The 19,412-nt window shown below is 45.2% G+C and carries 16 protein-coding genes and 1 other annotated feature; of the genes, 14 read left to right on the top strand and 2 right to left on the bottom strand.

Annotated features, from left to right (window positions below; translation table 11 throughout):
* Positions 1–52 precede the first annotated feature (52 nt).
* Together R50345_RS23090 and R50345_RS23085 are read left to right on the top strand one after the other, a co-directional pair.
* Complete coding sequence (locus R50345_RS23090) at positions 53–1,261, top strand: glycosyltransferase family 2 protein (RefSeq protein ID WP_042130442.1); 1,209 nt, start codon at positions 53–55, stop codon at positions 1,259–1,261.
* 26 nt (positions 1,262–1,287) lie between these two features.
* Entirely contained in the window at positions 1,288–2,385 is a 1,098-nt protein-coding gene (locus R50345_RS23085; protein ID WP_042130440.1) for a glycosyltransferase family 4 protein, read from the top strand.
* A gap of 249 nt (positions 2,386–2,634) precedes the next feature.
* Here R50345_RS23085 and R50345_RS23080 read toward each other — a convergent pair whose 3' ends face one another.
* A complete protein-coding gene (locus R50345_RS23080; RefSeq protein WP_042130437.1) occupies positions 2,635–3,303 on the bottom strand; it encodes an SOS response-associated peptidase in 669 nt (222 codons plus the stop codon).
* 125 nt (positions 3,304–3,428) lie between these two features.
* Between R50345_RS23080 and R50345_RS23075 the strand changes: the two genes are divergently transcribed.
* The 6 genes from R50345_RS23075 to leuS all read left to right on the top strand — a co-directional run bounded on the left by R50345_RS23075 (position 3,429) and on the right by leuS (position 10,345).
* Positions 3,429–3,878 (top strand): 2-thiouracil desulfurase family protein, encoded by a 450-nt coding sequence (locus R50345_RS23075; RefSeq protein ID WP_042132406.1) that lies wholly within the window; start codon positions 3,429–3,431, stop codon positions 3,876–3,878.
* A gap of 229 nt (positions 3,879–4,107) precedes the next feature.
* A complete protein-coding gene (locus R50345_RS23070; RefSeq protein ID WP_042130436.1) occupies positions 4,108–5,253 on the top strand; it encodes a cysteine desulfurase family protein in 1,146 nt (381 codons plus the stop codon).
* A 100-nt stretch (positions 5,254–5,353) separates the two neighbouring features.
* Positions 5,354–5,875, top strand: a complete 522-nt coding sequence (locus tag R50345_RS23065; protein WP_042130435.1) for a PRC-barrel domain-containing protein — start codon at positions 5,354–5,356, stop codon at positions 5,873–5,875.
* 14 nt (positions 5,876–5,889) lie between these two features.
* Complete coding sequence (locus R50345_RS23060) at positions 5,890–6,099, top strand: hypothetical protein (protein WP_036677557.1); 210 nt, start codon at positions 5,890–5,892, stop codon at positions 6,097–6,099.
* 213 nt (positions 6,100–6,312) lie between these two features.
* A complete protein-coding gene (locus R50345_RS23055; RefSeq protein WP_042130433.1) occupies positions 6,313–7,380 on the top strand; it encodes an AI-2E family transporter in 1,068 nt (355 codons plus the stop codon).
* A 79-nt stretch (positions 7,381–7,459) separates the two neighbouring features.
* Positions 7,460–7,722: a binding site (T-box leader), on the top strand.
* A 172-nt stretch (positions 7,723–7,894) separates the two neighbouring features.
* Positions 7,895–10,345 carry a leucine--tRNA ligase gene (gene leuS, locus R50345_RS23050; RefSeq protein WP_042130431.1) on the top strand — a complete coding sequence of 817 codons (2,451 nt, stop codon included), beginning with the start codon at positions 7,895–7,897 and terminating at the stop codon, positions 10,343–10,345.
* A 59-nt stretch (positions 10,346–10,404) separates the two neighbouring features.
* On the opposite strand, the gene comER is transcribed toward leuS, so the two are convergent.
* Positions 10,405–11,256, bottom strand: coding sequence for a late competence protein ComER (gene comER / locus R50345_RS23045; RefSeq protein ID WP_042130429.1), 852 nt, complete (start codon positions 11,254–11,256; stop codon positions 10,405–10,407).
* 187 nt (positions 11,257–11,443) lie between these two features.
* On the opposite strand from comER, the gene R50345_RS30450 reads away from it, so the two are divergent.
* The 6 genes from R50345_RS30450 to R50345_RS23015 all read left to right on the top strand — a co-directional run bounded on the left by R50345_RS30450 (position 11,444) and on the right by R50345_RS23015 (position 19,290).
* Positions 11,444–12,100 carry a ComEA family DNA-binding protein gene (locus tag R50345_RS30450; RefSeq protein ID WP_052414703.1) on the top strand — a complete coding sequence of 219 codons (657 nt, stop codon included), beginning with the start codon at positions 11,444–11,446 and terminating at the stop codon, positions 12,098–12,100.
* Positions 12,101–12,215: 115 nt separating this feature from the next.
* Positions 12,216–12,734 (top strand): deoxycytidylate deaminase, encoded by a 519-nt coding sequence (locus R50345_RS23035; protein WP_042130426.1) that lies wholly within the window; start codon positions 12,216–12,218, stop codon positions 12,732–12,734.
* A 111-nt stretch (positions 12,735–12,845) separates the two neighbouring features.
* Positions 12,846–15,548, top strand: a complete 2,703-nt coding sequence (locus R50345_RS23030) for a ComEC/Rec2 family competence protein (RefSeq protein ID WP_052414702.1) — start codon at positions 12,846–12,848, stop codon at positions 15,546–15,548.
* Positions 15,549–16,534: 986 nt separating this feature from the next.
* The gene (locus R50345_RS23025) at positions 16,535–17,086 is read left to right on the top strand and encodes an RNA polymerase sigma factor (protein WP_231573897.1); all 552 of its coding nucleotides are present in this window, start codon (positions 16,535–16,537) and stop codon (positions 17,084–17,086) included.
* Complete coding sequence (locus R50345_RS23020) at positions 17,083–18,201, top strand: hypothetical protein (protein WP_042130424.1); 1,119 nt, start codon at positions 17,083–17,085, stop codon at positions 18,199–18,201. Before R50345_RS23025 ends, R50345_RS23020 begins: the two co-directional genes overlap by 4 nt.
* A gap of 72 nt (positions 18,202–18,273) precedes the next feature.
* Positions 18,274–19,290, top strand: a complete 1,017-nt coding sequence (locus R50345_RS23015; RefSeq protein WP_042130422.1) for a LacI family DNA-binding transcriptional regulator — start codon at positions 18,274–18,276, stop codon at positions 19,288–19,290.
* The last annotated feature ends 122 nt before the right edge of the window (positions 19,291–19,412 follow it).

Below are 19,412 nucleotides of genomic sequence, written 5' to 3'. Positions count from 1 at the left end.
TGGAATTTAAATATACTAATCTTATACTCCAATGTAGAGAGAGGTAAAAATCATGGTGGATGTAGGGGTAGTTATGCCTTTGTATACCCAAAAGCCGGAATTTCTCCGGCAAGCTCTGGAGTCTGTTCTGCGCCAAACCTTCACCGAATTCCGACTGATCATTGTGATTGATGGAGCGCCAGAAATGGAACCGCTTGTGCAGTCCATCATAGCGGAGGATCCAAGGGTAGCTGTTATCTCTTATGTGCCGAATAGGGGGATCGCACATGCGCTGAATACGGGCTTTGATCTTTTGTTTAACGAACCCAATATTCAGTATTTGAGCTGGGTCTCCAGTGATAATGTTTATGAACCCCGCTTCCTCGAGATCCTTCGAGGTGCACTAGTGAAGGGGCCGCAGGAGCTAGGGATCGTGTACAGTTCTTTTCAAAGTATAGATAACGAGGGAAACCAACTTCATAACGAACACCAACTGGCTACTCAGCGAAATTATCAGTCACAGCCCAAAGAGAGATTGCTGGATTATTCGCTAATAGGCGTTTCTTTCATGTACAAATCGCAGGTTGCAAAGCTTGTTGGAGGGTACGGAATGGAGCCTGTGGAGGATTATGATTACTGGCTGAGACTGGCTGAACATTGTGATATTCGCTTTATACCCGTGGAGCTTGTAAATTATCGTGTGGATTCAACCTTTAGTGTATCCGCACAGTTACATTCCATTGAAAATCATCGCAGATGGAGATATACGTATCATTTAACTCGCCATCAGGCGCGATTCCGCAGAGGGATTCCTCCTATGATTACCGTTTTATTTCCTGTAGTAAATGCTAGTGCGGAGGAAATAGCGAGGATAGAGAATCTGTATGAACAGACGTACAGCAATTATGAGTGTCGGGTGCTGGATTTATCGCCTACGCGTCAACCATCTGTTCTTCTGGGTTCAATCCCTCATCCTGCAACCGAGTTCGTTTGGATGCCAGAAGTTGTGGAGTCGCACGCGATTTGTGGAGCACTTGAGCACATGTCCACTCCCTACACGATAGTTTTAGGTCCCAAAATTTTCATAGGAGCACTCGATATTGAATACATGCTGGAGGCTTTGATTACTACCGGTGGGGAAGCGATCTCCAATTATTATACGGATGATCACAGCTTGATTGGATTTCGGCACAGACATGTCCCATCGACCAAAACTCACTACTATAACGAGCTGTTTCGAAGCACAGATTTGTATGATTTGTTGAAGATCTATTTTTCCTAAAAATAATATGCGAATGAGTGATCGTAATGAAAGTTTTGTTCACCTTTTACAACCCGAGTGGAGGTATGCAAACCCTGAATCGAGTGCGCTGCCAAGCGTTGCGTGATCGCGGTGTAGAGTGCCATTTGCTGTACACGCACCCTGGAAAAGGACAGCAAGATATCCCGAACATTCAAACCTATATTACGAATAGTGATGACGAGATCAGGGAATTGCTCACTCGGGAAGCCTTTGATTTGATTGTAGTGTGTACGGATATTTACTTAGCAGAGAGGTTCAGAGGGTTTGGTTACAAGGGACCGCTTGTTTTTGAGGTGCAAGGATTAGGAACTTTAGATGAAGCGGAGCAGGTCATTAGTAATTTTAATGAACGGATTCACAAGCTAACCGATGCACTGCTCTATCCAGAGACCTCCCATTTGCAGACGATTTTCAAAAGTGGATTTCCCTCTATTCCGCAGTATTGCTTTGATAATCCGATCGATTGCGAAGAATTTGGATATACCAATTATCCAGCGAAAAGCTTTCCCATCCTCGGCTGGGTGGGACGAATTCAAACGAACAAGAACTGGAGAGAATTTCTTCAAATTGGACAGAGGCTGCTGGCGATCCATCCCGAGCTTTATTTATGGATTTTTCAGGACGATACGTTGTTTGATCCGGAGCAAAAAGAGAGCTTTGAACAATTTGTAGCGGAAACCGGAATTTCTTCACGTTTGATCTCGCATTCCAATGTCCCTCATGAGCTAATGGCAGATTATATGAGCATTATTGGTGATTCGGGAGGTCTGCTCTGCTCCACCTCTATTCTTGAGGGATTTGGGTATGCGGTGGCTGAGGCAATGTTGTGTCGTTGTCCTGTCCTTACTACGGATTCAGATGGCATTCGGAGACTTGTTATTAATAATCACACTGGAAAAATATATACGAGAGGGCAACTGGATGAAGCTGTGAATGCGGCGCTATCCTTAATGCATGATCCAGCGCTTCGGACCAGCATTAGGATGAATGGAGAATGGCATATCCGAAAAAACCTTTCTTCCGAGCTGTACGCCGATAGATTTCTAAAGATGTCTCATCAATTGATGAGACGCCGGTCAAAGATCGAGCGTCGATGGTCTTAACTTTGCGGTTAACCCGCAGAGTTAAGACGGTTTTTCATGGATTAAAAGTGAGGTCAGAACCAGTGCTAATAAGAGGGTCAGAGCCATCCCTATCATCTGAATAACATTGTTATAAGGGTCAGGTAGAGTGATATAAGAGAAGATGACATCCTTTAATATAAAAAACAAAATTTTGAATAAACTCAGAAACACTAATATCGCTACGATCCACTTTTTTAAGTGTGCTTTATAGATAAGCCTCCCTCCTTTCTATGCCTCTTTAATTAATTCTTCTGTATCATTCCGAACATTTCCCACAGCTGTGGAAACAGGGTAGGCTCTCATTTGGTTTTGATCATAAGGCTTCAGAAGCTTTATTAGAGAGGTTGTGTCCTGATTGCCCCGATCCAGCCATTCTGTCTCATCCTCAGGCTTCAAAATAACCGGCATGCGGTTGTGGATTTCAGCCATTAGATCGTTCGGTGTAGTCGTTATAATGGTACAGGTACTTAGTTTATTCCCTTCCGGGTCCATCCAAATATCATACAATCCGGCCATGGAGAAAATACCCCCATCACGCATCACGATCCGCATGGGTTGTTTACTGCTGCCTTGCGCCTTCCATTCGTAGAAGCCGTCAGACGGGATGATGCAGCGACGTGAGCTTACTAAGCGCTTGAAAGAAGGCTTCTCGAGCAGTGATTCTGCCCGGGCATTGATCATTTTACTGCCGATTTTGTCATCCTTGGCCCATGAAGGAACCAGACCCCAGCGTAGCTCACCTAACTTATTGCTGGAGCCTGTATTAATGACTGCCGGAATTTGCTGCATGGGCGCAGCGTTATATTTAGGGGCATAGTGGATAATGGTTGAATCATTCGCAAAATATCTGACCATCAGTTCTTCCATGGTAACGGTTATTGTGTAACGTCCGCACATGATTTACACTCCCCTTTCAGTAGATTAGAAGTTCGCTCAGTTTACAGCTCAAATTCAGCATGTTATGCTCGAAATATTTCTTATTATAAACGATGCGGAATGAATGAAGAAAGAGGTGCTCATTGGTGATTCTGGTAAGCTCTTGTCTAGCTGGTATGAAGGTAAGATATAATGGAACGGATTGTTTGGACGAGATGATCCAGAAACTTTTGAATGAGGATAAAGCCATTGCGGTGTGTCCGGAGTTACTAGGAGGATTCTCTACGCCTAGGGAGCCAGCCGAAATCATTGGTGGAAATGGCGAGGATGTGCTGGCAGGGACGGCTAAAGTAGTGGATCGTTCAGGAACAGATGTTACAGATATGTATTTAAAGGGTGCTTATATTACGCTTGCAAAAGCTCAAGAGGTCTCAGCTACGATGGTAGTGCTCAAAGAAAACAGTCCTTCTTGCGGCAGCGCCATGATTTATAACGGGGAATTCAAGGGGAAGAAAATTGCAGGAAATGGCGTTACTACAGCTTTACTTAGAAAAAATGGCATTGAGGTAACCTCTGAAGAGAACTGGTTATTATAATCCTAGCTTTCATAGGGAAATGATTACAATATTGTGTTCTTTCGCTTGTGGAAAACTCACTTCTCGCGCGGTATAATTTAATAGTTCCAAGTATAAACGCCTTCGGCGTCCTTCTTAGGACGGTTAGCGTTTAAGCGAGAAATATAAGGATAATGTATAACGTGAAACTTATACCTACTTATATTTTAGATTAACTAGTTTCCTATACTCTAGAAGCGGAGAAATGATTATGAAATCCATCTATTTGGACCACGCCGCATCAACCCCGGTTCATCCCGAGGTGGCTAAGGTCATGTTGAATATAATGACAGAACAATACGGAAATGCGTCTAGTGTACATCAGTTCGGACGTTCAGCTAAAAGAATATTGAATGGGGCGCGCGATTCGATCGCCGCCTTTTTGGGCTGTTCATCTGAAGAGTGGGTGTTCACTGGAGGCGGCACAGAGAGTGACAATTTAGCGCTCTATGGAGCAGCAGCGGCAGTTTCCCATAAAGGAAAACATATTATCACCACCCAGATCGAACATCATGCAGTGTTACATACCTGCGAAGAGCTAGAGAAGGAAGGTTTCAAAGTAACCTATCTTCCTGTGGATTCGTCGGGCAGGGTATCCGTAGCAGACATAGAGGCAGCATTGCAGGAAGACACGGTGCTGATCAGCGTAATGTATGCCAATAATGAAGTAGGCACCGTTCAACCGATTCAAGAGATTGGTCAGCTCGCTAGAGAACGAGGCATTCTGTTCCATGTTGATGCTGTACAAGCTCTAGGTGCACTGCCAATTAAACTCCGAGAACTTCCCGTAGATTACATGAGCTTCACAGCTCACAAAATCAATGGCCCACAAGGGATAGGGGGTCTTTACGTTCGAAGCGGAGCACCACTACATCCTAGGCTTCATGGAGGCCTTCAGGAGCGTGGCAGACGCGCCGGAACAGAGAATCTAGCAGGAGCCGCTGGATTCGCCAAAGCCGTTGAAATAGCGGTTACGGGTCTCTCAGAACGTCAACAAAATATGAAGCGCCTGCGCAATACACTACTTGAGACACTGGATACTCTGATTGGACGGGAGAGTTACTCGCTTAACGGTAATTCTGAGCATTTTTTACCTAGTATACTGAACTTGAGCTTCCCAGGGGCTGGGACAGATGTTATGCTGATGAACCTGGATATGGAGGGGGTTGCAGCAGCGAGCGGTTCGGCTTGCACGTCAGGATCACTGGAAATATCTCATGTTCTGAAAGCAATGGGACTTCCCCAAAATATTTTAGAGTCCGCGATTCGATTTAGTATGGGTTTGGGTAATACTACTGAAGAAATCGAGTACGTTGCTCAAAAAGTTGAAACCATTTTGAAACGCCTACGTAAATGAGACTAGTTACTTTTAGGTTTCGATCTGTATCGGGGCGATTCGGGCTTTTGGCTTTCTGAGAACTCGTAATTACACTCAAAGTGAGGGGAACGAGGCAGCCATGAGACTTCAAGATCTGATCGGCTTGGCTGTATATGAAGTTGAAGAGGGTAATGAAATCGGCAAGATTGTCGATATTCTGCTCGATTCAAACTGGAATATTACGGGTATTGAACTGGAAAGCAAATCTTTTTTTGGCGGCCATGTGAAATTTGTGGCATGGAAAGATATTGTGGCCTACGGCGAGGATGCTGTCATGATTCGTAGTAAAGAGTCGATTGATAAGACAGATGCCGATCATATACCTTGTACATTTCTACTTGGAAAGAACAAACTTAAGGATTTAAAAGTACTGACTACAACGGGAACTATACTTGGACGAATATCGGATGTTTATTTTGACCAAAAGTTGGGAAACACAATAGGAGCGCTGGAAATCAGTGACGGGCTTGTGACTGATTTGATCGAAGGCCGCAAATGGCTGCCTTGTTCTGATGAGATGTCCATTGGTGAGAATGCTTTAATGGTTCCTGCGATGAGCGAAGAACGGCTACAAAAAGCCATTAATATTGTTAACGGATAGGTGGAATGTATTATATGAAGTGTCCAAACTGCAACTCTAAAGATATCGGAAAAATTGGTTCCCACCAGTTCTATTGCTGGGGCTGTTTCATTGAATTAACGGTAAACGGTGAGAAAATGTCGGTGTATCAGGTTGAAGAAGACGGTACACTCAGCTCGCTGGACGATCTGTTCTCCGGGGATGATATGACTCAGGATTTCCCACAAATTCATGCGTCGTCATAACGATGAATCTTGCTTTGTAAGCGAGAATGATCTATGTACTTAAGCGTCAATTTCCTTTCAGCTGAAATCAGCTGCAGGGTTATTGGCGCTTTTTTTGGGACAAGAACCTCACTTTGTGGGGTTATTTTGTGTGCTTGATGGTTATTTTGCTGCGGCCATACATATACTTATTTACGAAGCTAGTCCAGGCTATAGCCGCAGGAGGGTACACTCATGGAGCAATGGTCCCAAAGTAAGTGGTTCCGCTGGATGATCGGAGTGCTGCTCTCCCTGATCATTTTGTATTTTGTTTGGTTACTTCGTCCAATGCTGCAGGGGATATTTGTGTTTTTGAAGGCAATCCTCGCTCCATTTCTGGCAGCTATGATTATTTCCTACGTGCTGAATCCCGTCGTTAGTATGCTGGCCGGACGGAAGATGCCGCGTAGTGTGGCTGTTCTACTTATATATGCAGTGTTCCTAACGGCGATTGCGGTAATTGCAATTAACCTTATCCCGATGTTTATCGAGCAGCTTGAAGAGTTAAATGAACATTTGCCAGAGATGACACTGCAAGCCCAAGGGCTAATGCGACATATGAATTCTAGACTAATCCCGCCTGGGGTCGAGATGGGGATGAACAACTGGTTTTTTCAACTGGAGAGTCGTCTCGCAGAAGGAATTTCTAATTTTCTCGATAATATAGGGACAACGATTAATGTGCTGTTCAATGCTTTTATCGTACCGTTTCTAGTGTTCTATATTCTGAAGGATTTTGACGTGTTTGAACGGACGGTGGTCTCTTGTCTGCCTCGCGCACGTCGTAAGTCTATTGTAACCTTGTTAAAAGATATCGATGATGCACTTGGCAACTACATTCGTGGACAGTTTCTGGTCTGCATTATTATAGGTGTGCTTGCCTATATTGGTTATGCCATCATCGGAATGCCATATGCCTTACTGTTCGCCAGTGTGGTGGCAGTGTTCAATATTGTTCCGTATATGGGTCCCTTTTTGGGGGCTGCGCCAGCCATTGTAATGGCTTCAACCGTTTCTTTTCGTTTGGTGCTGTTGGTTGCAGTGGTTAACACAGTGTGCCAAATTGTGGAGAGTAACATTATTTCACCTCAGGTGGTGGGGAAGAAGCTGCACTTGCATCCGTTGCTCATTATTTTTGCGCTTCTGGTTGGCGGTGAATTGGCGGGAATGATCGGACTTATCCTTGCTGTACCGTTCTTCGCGGCTGGAAAAGTCGTTATTCAACACTTTATGACGTATTTAATCAAACGAAAGCCTGTTTAAAAGGGTTAAAACATTGACTATAGTCAACTGTTTTGTATATAATGTTGGGGAATATTACTGATGAACAATCAGTACATATAGTTGATCGATGATGAGGAGTATTAATTCTATACCGTTATTGCAGAGAGCCGGCACTAAGGTGCGAGCCGGTTAACGGAACGGAGTGAACTCACCTCGGAGTAACGGCGCAAGTTTCAGGATATTCGTTAAACTTAACGGAAGTCCTAGGTGAACCGCCGTCGCCTCACCCCCGCTAAAGGGTGCAAAGTGAGTGGCAGAATAAAGTATATTCAGCCGCTAACTAGGGTGGTACCACGGGAATTATAACCTCTCGTCCCTAGCGATAATACGCTAGGGATGGGAGGTTTTTTTGTAAATATAAGAGGGTATAGGTTTCACGAAATACTTCATGTCTTATATTTCTCGCATAAACGCTTACCGTCCTTATAAGGATGTCGATGGCGGGTATGCTTGGTTAAGAAATCTATAGTAATACTCCAAGGAGGAGCAGACAATGAGCGACAATCAAACAAACAGTGTACCTGCCGGCGGTTACCGGGCGCAGGCTATTGAGCCCAAGTGGCAAAAGTTCTGGGATGAGAACAAAAGTTTCAAGACAGGTGAAGATCCAACCAAACCGAATTTCTATGCACTGGATATGTTCCCGTACCCTTCAGGTGCAGGGCTGCACGTAGGTCATCCAGAAGGCTACACAGCAACGGATATCGTATCCCGTTATAAACGGATGCGTGGTTATAACGTGCTGCACCCTATGGGCTGGGATGCTTTTGGACTTCCGGCAGAGCAGTATGCGATGGATACGGGTCAGCATCCGCGTGACTTTACGGATAAGAACATCGATAATTTCCGTCGTCAGATCAAATCGCTGGGATTCTCCTACGACTGGGATCGCGAGATCAGTACTACAGATCCAGACTACTATAAATGGACGCAGTGGATTTTCATCCAGTTGTACAACAAAGGCTTGGCTTATGTAGCAGAAGTACCTGTTAACTGGTGTGAAGCACTGGGTACAGTACTTGCAAACGAAGAAGTTATTGATGGGAAAAGTGAGCGCGGAGGACATCCGGTTGTCCGCAAACCGATGCGTCAATGGATTCTGAGAATTACTGAATACGCTGAGCGTCTACTGGAAGATCTGGAAGAGCTGGATTGGTCTGAAAGTATCAAGGATATGCAGCGCAACTGGATCGGTAAATCCACAGGCGCAGAAGTAAACTTTGAAATTGAAGGTCACGATGCCAGCCTGACTGTGTTTACAACACGTCCAGATACATTGTTCGGAGCAAGCTACTGCGTTTTGGCACCAGAGCATGAACTGGTTGATGCCATTACAACAGAAGCACAACGTACAGCGATTGCAGAATATCGTGTGAAAGCTTCTCATAAGAGCGATCTGGAACGTACAGATTTGGCCAAAGAGAAGAGCGGTGTATTCACGGGAGCGTATGCAATCAATCCTGTGAATGGCGCTAAGGCACCGATCTGGATTGCAGATTATGTACTTGCCGGATACGGAACAGGAGCAATCATGGCGGTTCCAGGTCATGATACACGTGACTGGGAGTTTGCTAAACAATTTGGTCTGAATATCGTGGAAGTCGTGCAAGGCGGTAATATTGAAGAAGAGGCTTATTCCGGAGATGGACCGCATGTCAATTCTGAATTCTTGAACGGACTTAAGAATGAAGAAGCGATTGCGAAGATGATTGCTTGGCTGGAAGAGAAGGGCGTAGGTAAAGGTAAAGTAACCTATCGTCTGCGTGATTGGCTGTTCAGTCGTCAACGCTACTGGGGAGAGCCGATTCCAATTCTGCATCTGGAAGATGGAACAATGAAGACTGTTCCAGTTGATCAACTGCCGCTGGTACTGCCGGATGTAGATGCAATCAAACCATCGGGTACTGGGGAGTCTCCACTTGCCAATGTAACAGAGTGGGTGGAAACGATCGATCCTGAGACTGGTATGAAGGCTCGCCGTGAGACCAACACCATGCCGCAATGGGCGGGCAGCTGCTGGTATTACCTGCGTTATATTGATCCGAAAAACGATCAAGAGCTATGCTCCCCTGAGAAGCAAAAAGCATGGCTTCCAGTGGATCTGTACATTGGCGGAGCGGAGCATGCCGTACTTCACTTGCTCTATGCACGTTTCTGGCACAAGGTGCTTTATGATATCGGCGTAGTGGAAACGAAAGAGCCTTTCCATAAGCTGGTTAACCAAGGCATGATTCTTGGAAATAACAATGAAAAAATGAGTAAATCACGCGGAAATGTCATCAACCCTGATGAAATTGTTGAAGCTTTCGGTGCAGATACACTGCGTGTCTATGAAATGTTTATGGGCCCTCTGGAAGCAACCAAGCCTTGGAATGAAAAAGGTGTGGAAGGGGTTCACCGGTTCTTATCCCGTGTATGGCGCCTGTTCGTGAATGAGGAAGGGAAGCTCAATTCCAAAATCACAGCAGATGGCGGTACGGATGAGTTCAAACGTACTTGGCACAAAACGATTAAGAAAGTGACTGAGGATTTCGAGCATCTGCGTTTCAATACGGCGATTAGCCAGTTGATGATTTTCATTAACGATGCCTACAAGCAAGAAACATTGTCCCATGAAGCTGCGGAACACTTTGTACAAATGTTGTCGCCACTGGCGCCGCATATTGCTGAAGAACTGTGGCAACTGCTTGGACATGAAGGAAGTATCAGCTACGTAACTTGGCCAACTTATGATGAAGCATGGACAGTCGATGCTGAGGTTGAAATCGTTATTCAGGTGAATGGTAAAATCGTACAACGCGCACTGATCCCGCTGGATATGGGTCAGGAAGAAATGCAAGCTCATGCACTGTCACTCCCGAATGTGAGTGCTGCTGTAGAAGGTAAAACCGTACGCAAGATAATTGCGGTTCCTGGCAAGCTTGTGAATATTGTAGTGGGTTAAGCGAAGAACGCAATTTTGCCCGCAGCATCGGAGAAATCCGTGCTGCGGGCTTTGTTGTTCTAACGCTCTTTAGGACCTTTATTAATAGTTTCATGTCCGAATAGTTCATCAAGCTTAATGACATCCTCATCATATTTATCATGTGTAGTCGTGATGAGGCGTTCAAATACACCTTCTAGACTGGTACGCAAGTGATTTAGTGCTTCAGCGGTAATGCCGCCGCGAACTGCAACCCGGTTTTGAAGCTCTTGAGGGGTGAACTCTCCTTCTGTCAGCAATTTGCCTGTTCCAAGCAGCATTTCACCAGCAAGTCGGCTGATTAATGTCTCTTCAATTCCGGTGGCCTCAACGGCTGCTTCAATCCAGCGCTCAATGAAATAGCTTAAGAACGCAGGCCCACAACTGGAGAAATCAGAAGCGATTCGGGTATGTGCTTCTTGGATTTCTAAGGGAACACCTATGAAAGACAATAGCTGTAGCAGTACAAGCCTGTCTTCTTTATTAAGCCTGCTGCCAAATATGCACAATGAAGTCCCGCTCTTGACGCAGTGCGTAATGCTTGGGATGATCTTGGCAATTTTGGACGGCAAAGCGGATTCCAGATGATGCAATTGAACTGGACTTGTAATGGATACGACGATTTGCTCACTCCGGAGACATGAGCCGATCTCATCTGTTAATGTTTTAAATTCAAGTGGCTTTACGCATAAAAAAACGATATCACTTCCTAACGCTGTCTCCCTATTGCTTCCGCAAATGGAAATGCCGGGGTGACGCTTCTCAAGCTCCAGCAGCTTGTTCAGGCTGCGGTTGCTGGCAAGCACATCACACGGTTCTAGCGCTCCGGAAGAAAGAAAGGCGTCGATCAGCAGGCTGCCCATGCTGCCTGTTCCGATAAATCCTACTTTCACCTGTGGTTCCTCCTTTCTAGCGTTGCTTTTTAACTAACTGACATGAATTCTCTTCGTTATATGTATGCAAGATAGCCTTGGACAAATGACAGGTTTTGTATGAATTATTAAAGGGAATTCCAATTAAAGGAATGTATGAAGATTCAGAAAAAAGTATAGGACGATTTTCCGTGAGGAGGAGCGCATTTTGAACAAAGGAAGAATAGTGCTCGGAGTGGCTGTAGCTCTTTTGGGCAGTGGATTGCTATGGGTTGGTGGGAGTAAGGGAAATTCCGGCATTGCCGGATGGGAAACCTTGAATGCGAGTATGGAACAAACGATTGGAATCGCTGAACCTGATGAAGCTTCGGCGATAGTGGGCAAAGAGGGAAGTCAAGAGACGAAGGATCAAAAGAAAAATGCCGGGAAGGCTGAAGCTAGTGATAGGTCTGATGTCGCTGAGAAGGTTAAGGATGGTGAACAAGCGGATCACGCTGCCTCAACTCCAGCAGATGAAAAGGGGACGACAACTGCTGGGCAGAATGCCGCGGGGGATGGGATGGAGTCTGGGGGCCAAACGCAAACAGCGGGAGAAGGCCAAACACCAGCAGGGGGTAACGCAGCTGCGTCAGCGGGAGCGCTGGAAGTACCCGCGCCAGCTACTTCTCAGGAAGGTAAAGTAAATGTGAACACTGCAGGAGCTAGGGAGCTGATGGATCTACCGGGTATCGGAGAGAAGAAGGCTCAGGCTATGATCGATTACCGCAACCGTGAAGGGGCTTTTCGTAATCTGTCTGATTTGGGGAAGGTCAAGGGCATCGGACCCAAAATACTGGAAAAGTTAAAGCCGTTAGTAGTTTTTTGAAGATAAGATGGTATTGAAATTGCAGTTGAATGTACTAAAACCGTTGTCCTAGTGAAAACTTGCGGGGATGTGTTACAATAGTTAACAACTATTTAGAAGGATATGGAGATTGATTATGACTGCTACCTATCGTAAAGACTGGGATACTTATTTCATGGACATTGCTTGCATGGTTTCAACTCGTTCACGCTGCAATCGTAGACATGTAGGTGCTGTGCTGGTACAAGGAAAAAAGCTGCTTGGTACCGCTTATAACGGGGCGCCAATGGGCGTACCAGATTGCTCGGAGGCAGGCTGTATGCTCTCGGAACAATATGAGATGGAGATCGTGGATGGCGTAGAGACTATGGTGAAGAAACAGCGCTGTATTCGCACGATTCATGCGGAACAGAATCTTTTGCTATTTACAGACAGGATCGATCGGGAAGGCAGTACCGTCTATGTGACAGATGAGCCTTGCTGGACATGCGCTAATATGCTGGCGAACAGTGGTATAGTGGAAATCGTGTATTATCGTCCTTATCGTAAGGATATGGAAAAGGTTGAAGCAATGATGGCTACCAAGGGTATCGTCTTCCGCCAATTGGAGAATTATGAACCGCCTAGTGAAACGATGATCAAAGTGTCGGAGTAGCTGTAATGTTCAACATTAATTCAATAAGATGACTTGAGGAAGAACCTCTCGTACGCTTTTATGGCGTATGCAGAGGTTCTTTTTTTTGCTTGAGAAAGGAGGGATAGGGACATGAAGGAAAGACCCTTATTAGGCTTTACAGTGTGCTGGGTGGCTGGAAGCGCAGCGGCTTGCTTATGCACAGGGAGCGGACTACTGCTCTCGTGGGTTGGATTAATATTTTTACTGGTGAGCCTGATGATGTGGGAAACAATGAGCTGGAAATACATAGCCGTATTGTGTTTTTCCATTTCATTAGGTGCTGGATATTGGGAGTGGAATGAAGCTCGCAACATTAGCGGAATTCCTGAATTACTGGATAGGTCGACTGCAGAGCTGAGTGGGAGTCCTGTGGAAGCTAGAGGTACGATCGTTTCTGTCGTGGAACGGGACGGGGATCGGGTTGATTTTACGATGAAGCTCTCACATATGGATCTACTTGCAGAGGATGAAGAGAAAGCATCTGATCCTGCGGATGAACAGGAGAAAAGAGTACAGGGGGAGTTAATCGCAGTGCAGATCAAACTTCTGACCGAGCAAGAAATTACTGTCGCTGCGGAATGGCGGAGAGGGGATGAAGTGCTGCTTAATGGTGTGCTGGAAGAGCCGGCAGAAGCGCGTAATTTTGGAGCCTTCGATTATCGTGCCTATTTACATACGAAGAAGATTCACTGGCTTTTGAAGGGTCAGGGAGTGGAAAATGTGAGGGCAAACGTTCCGGATTCATGGAGTCCGTTAACGATTTTTCGCTTAAATGATAGTGCGCGGACGGTTCTTGGGGCAGAACTGGATCAACTTTTTGGGCAGCGTCACTCTGGGTATATGAAGGGTTTAATCATTGGTATGCAGGATGATCTCGATCCGGATACCTTTAAGCAGTTTTCTCAGCTCGGGTTGACACATATTCTCGCCATTTCAGGTATGCATGTGGCTGTATATGTAGGTGTTCTTTTATTTCTGTTCAGGCGCTTACGTCTGACAAAAGAAACCGCGCTAACGCTAACTTTTATACTCGTTCCTGTTTATGTCCTCTTGTCAGGAGCAGGTCCGTCCATTGTGCGAGCGGGGTTGATGAGTATGATTGCCTTGCTTGCTGCACGGGTTGGGATGCTGAAGGATGGTCTGAATATTTTGGCGGCATCGGCATTAGTCATGTTGATCTGGAATCCTTATATGCTGCTTAGTGTAAGCTTCCAGCTGTCTTTTCTAGTAACCTTAGGCTTGATGGTCTACGTTCCGCTTATGAATCCTCTTCTGAGTGCACTGCCACGCTGGCTTAAAGGTGCCGTCTCTGTGACTCTTGTAGCCCAGCTGGTCTCGTTTCCACTCACAATTTATTACTTTAATCAGTTTTCGTTGTTGTCCTTTGCCGCCAATTTGGTCTTTGTGCCTTTTATTACTTTTGTAGTTTTGCCACTAGGGACGCTTGCGCTATTGCTTGGACGGTTGTGGGAAGATGCTGCGGGGATGTTGGCACATATAACTGAGCTTTTTAATAACGCTACTTTTTACGCTGTGGAGTGGATCAATGGATTCGCTGGTGGAGTTCTGATTTGGGGCACGCCATCATTGCTGTGGGTCGGGGTGTACTATGTTTTGTTGTATTGTCTGTTGTATGTTGCCAAGCTAAGAAAGGAAGCTCGTGCTGCACCGCAGTATATGGAGGACGAGACGAGACCATTAGCGGAGGTTGGTTTGAACAGCCCTGGGCGCAGTGGTTATGGTGGTCGTAGTGGACACGGGGGAATGGGGAATTGGCAGTATCTTAATATTGCAACGCCTTTGCTCGTACATTGGAGCGGAGTGATTGTTTTGGTGTCGGTACTTGGACTGGGGATCTTGCTGTACAAAGGTTATCAGTCGGAGAGTCAGGCAGGGAAAGGTACGATTAGTTATCTGGATATCGGACAAGGCGACAGTATACTCATAACTACACCGAGCGGAGCCCATATTTTAGTGGATGGTGGAGGAACTTTAAACTTTGGTCAAAAAGAAGAGTGGCGCGTTCGCCGAAGTCCGTTCGAGGTAGGAGCTAAAGTACTGGTGCCCTTGCTTAAAAAACGCGGCATTCACCGTTTAGATGCGATTATTTTGACACATGGAGATCAGGATCATACCGGAGGACTCCAAGCTGTTGTGGAAGATATTCCGGTCTCGGCGTTGCTTTTTAATGGGACGATTACGGATCGCGAGTCTTATATGGAATTGATGAGGACTGCGATGGAGCGGAAGGTTCAGCTGTATGCTGTGCATCAAGGAATGACCCTTTCTCCGGATGATGCGACAGAGCTGTCTTTTTTATGGCCGGAGGGAAGGAGTGGAGAGGTGTCAGGTACTCCGCCGTTGAATGAAGTCCCACTACTGGAAGAGCAGAATCACGATTCAGTGGCTTTTCGCTTAGAGATGAATGGAAGGAACTTTCTCTTCACCGGTGATATGGATCTGGAAGCAGAGGAGGAGATTGTAGGGCTAGCCCGGCAAAAGGGCATCAGCACCGGACCTGTCATTGATGTGCTAAAGGTAGCTCATCACGGGAGTAAAACATCCACCGGTGAAGCTTGGCTGGAGTTCTGGAATCCTGAAGCAGCGGTAATTTCTGCGGGTGTTAATAATTTGTATGGACACCCGAAAGCTGAGGTATTGGAGCGGTTGGAAGATCATCATGCAGCTATATTCCGGACGGATCAGCAGGGGGAGATACAGATGCGGGTGCGGGCGGAGGGGATTGCTGTGCGATATAAGTTGGGGGAGGAAGGGGTGGGAATAGATAAGTAAAGATAAGTAGAGATAGGATATAGGGAAGGTAGGTAGAGATAGGAAAAAGTAGGTAAAGGTGTGAAAGTAAAGGAGAAGATTGGGAAGTAGGTAAAGGTGTGAAAGTAAGAGGAGAGGATCGGGGATTAGGTAAATAGGGAAATAGGAAGGAAAGTGGGATGGAAGAAGGATTGAAGTATTGGATTGAGAGAGTATTGAAGGGGAGGTGGGGTACCTAGCTCCTCCCGTTACATAACTAATAGCACACATAAAACTCATAAACTCAATACGTTGCACAAGATTGCACAAACTGCAACAGAACGCCCCAAGTTCCTCTTATTGCATAAGTACAAAACAACATACTAGTCACCTCTCATCGAACATGCTACAAGAGAACACATAAAGCTTCTCTCACCGAACGAAGTCCAATAGAACACATTAAGCTTCTCTCAACGAAGAAAGTCCAATAGAATGATTCGAACCAATCGCCTCTCATTGCACTTTATGCAATAGAACGCACGTCGAAGTAGTTGAATCTTCATTCTATTGCACTTCGTACACTCAAAATGAGGAAAATCGCCTATTTCTCTGAAATTTAGCAGCATCTGTTGTATGAAGTGCAACAGAATCTCTTTTTACAGTAGAAAAATCTACTTCTATTGCACGAAATACAATAGAAAGCTATTTACGGATGTATCCGAGACATAGCAGATGGTTTGGTCATTATGCCAGTAATTTAAACCACATGGAAAGTAAGTTTATCTGAAGATATAAGATATATGCGAATGTGCATTACACCTGCAATACATCCCGATTCCAGAGGATAAACCCTAATGTGTAGATTCTTTCTAATCCGACACACGAGCACCACCGATGGACGTTCACGCGTTCATCGGTGGTGTTTTTTAATAGACAGATATAGAGATTATGCTGTTAAGTAATATATAACCTAATTATTTATTTTAAAGGGAACTTTTTCAAGTTTGAAAAGTCTTATTAGGCAAGGGGTGAGACGAAACATGCTAAGCGAAGATATGCCATATGCAGAAGCGTATGCGTCCGAAATGACCTTGCGGGAAATGATGGAGGAGTATGGATCAGATGTGTGGAACTATGCTTTTTTCTTAAGTAGAAGCCGTGAGCAAGCGAATGATATTAGCCAAGAAGTGTTTTTGAAGGCATATAAAAATGTGGGGAAGTACCGGGGACAATCGTCGATGAAAACTTGGCTACTCACGATTACTAGAAATACAGCCTTTAGTTGGAGCAAAAATAGCTTTTGGCGCAGATTTATACCATTTGGGGATCAACCTGTCACTATAACTGCTCTGTCTGCAGAAAAAGAAGCGCTCGGCAAACAGTATGCGAACCGAATCTGGGAAATTATTATGACCCTACCAGATAAGAACAGAGAGGTGCTTGTACTGGATATTCAGCATGGACTATCGATCGGTGAAATGTCCGATTTACTGAATGTACCACAGGGGACTGTGAAATCTCGTCTCGCGCGAGCGAGGGAGAAGGTTAAGCAAGCCATCCAGAAGGAGGAGAGAGAATGAAAGGCAAAGCTGATGACAGTAACTCAGTGATGATCGGACAGAATGATTGGTATGCGCAAGCAGGCAAAAGACCTTTTATTGAGGATGGCTTTACACCTGAGCTGATGATGCGGATTGAGCAGGCTGCTGTGCTAAAAAATAAAAGCCATGGACGTTATCGGATTAACAAAAGTGTGCTACTGACCAGTGTGGCTATGATTTTGTTGATAGGTGCACTTAACTTGCCTATAGGAGCATGGAAGAGTCATGGTCCAGTCCAATCTTCATCGGTGCAGTCACAAGCTGCAGGGATATTACCTTCTTCTACTCCTGCTACTAATGACAAAGCGTTAGAGCCTCCGACAAGTCCGGCAGAGTTTGAGATTAGCGGTAAGAAATATTATATGCCTTTGCCAATGAGCAGAGATAAGACTAAAGCATATGCCGTTGAGACAACAGCGGGAATTCTCTGGTCGCCGCCACCCCCGATGGTTGACTACAAGAAGCCAAAGTATACACATCCTACAGAACCGTTCACCCTTTACCTGAGCTCGAAGGACCAGACGGAGTTATCGGCTTCTTCGGCTACTAGGATTTATACATTTCCTCTTTATGCGGGAGGGGCAAGTACTTATCAATATATGAATGGATTCTATGGAGCGGGAGATTATATCCTGCTGAGTTCCTCCACGCGAACTTTAGGTTCAGACAAACCGGAGAATGGTAGAATTTCTACGCTAAATGTTAAAAAAGCAGCGGCAGGGGAAACTGTGGTACCGATGGAGCTTACGAACTTTGATGAAACACTGTTAAGCTACAAGTATTTATTCGCTGTGGATAAGGAGAATGAATATCTCGTAATAAGTTACCTAGAATACCCGGTAGATAAGACATACCAAGACAAAACAGTGCTTTATGATCTAGAGACCTTAAGCATTCGATCAACTGCAATAACCAAAGGGTTTAAAGAGATAAAGGGAGAAACATTAACCATGGATTATGAAGTGGATGGGGTACTACGCAAAGCGGATATTATTGTGAAAGGTGGGCTAGGATGGATAGATGAAGATTGGGCCTTTTTATCAGAAGAGCAACGAAATGAGCTGTATCAGGAATTTATGAGTCAGACTCCCTAGTAGATAATTCACTAAATAAAAGCTATACTTTTTGATAAAGTATTTTCTTTTGAGAAGAGTGGAGCCGAAGAGATGAAGAAGTTGACGATTGATGATGTGGCTCAAAAAGCGGGAGTGTCGAAGAGTACGGTCTCTCAATTTTTGAATAAACGTTTTAAATATATGAGTGAAGCGACGAAGAATCGGATCGAGGCTGTGATCGAGGAGCTCAATTATCAACCGAATGGACTTGCACGCAGTCTGAAGCAGAATCGGACGCATATGGTCGGAATCATTGTTGCTAATATCGATTATTCGCTGTCTATCCAGTGTATTCGGGCGATTGAAAATGAGCTGCAACAACACGGGATCCAAGTAATCATATGCAATGCCGATGAGAATGCGGAAAAAGAAAGCAAGTACGTAGAAACTTTAATCGCCCGCCAGGTGGACGGTTTGATTATTTTTCCGACGGGGAACAATCCATCTGCATACAGCAGATTGATCGAGGCGGATTTTCCGTTAGTGTTTATGGATCGTCTGGTAGATGGAATCACCACGCAGAGTTTGCTGCTCGACAATGAAATGGCGGCCAAGATAGGTGTGGGACAGCTGACACAACAAGGACATGAGCGAATTGCTCTAGTCTCCCTTCCATTAGGTGAACATGCCATTACCCCTCGTAAAGAGCGGATCAGTGGTTATAAAAAAGCGATGGAAGAAGCCGGCATACCTCTGCGTGAGGAGTATATCTGTAGTGTGCCAAAAGAAGAATTAGCTACAGGACTGATGCGCCTTTTAGCATTGCCGGACCCTCCGACAGCGCTATTGGCTACGAACGATATCACGCTAGCAGAGATTTTGAAATATGCGAATCGAAATGCCATCGCTATTCCAGAACAATTGTCTGTCATCGGGATAGATGATGCGGAGTTCGCGCAAATTTATAATCCGGTCATTACAACGATTCGTCAGCCTGCATACGAAATGGGTATGCAAGCCGCTAAAATTATACTCTCTTGTATTGAGGACAAGGGCGCTTCCGTTCCAATCACCTATCGATTCCCGCCGTCCTTACAACAAGGGCAATCTGTGAAGTCATATAACTGACTACAAGCTATAGAAGTACAAAAAAAGCCATTCCACAGATCAAGGGACTGACCCCATAACATGAGACAAATCAAAACACCTTCAAGAGAATGGAACCTTGTCGTAAGATAAGGAGATCATCT

Origin of the sequence: Paenibacillus sp. FSL R5-0345 (genome assembly GCF_000758585.1) — a bacterium.
GTDB lineage: Bacteria > Bacillota > Bacilli > Paenibacillales > Paenibacillaceae > Paenibacillus_AQ.
Note: the sequence above shows the minus strand (reverse complement) of the source record. Positions and strands in the feature narration are given on the sequence as shown.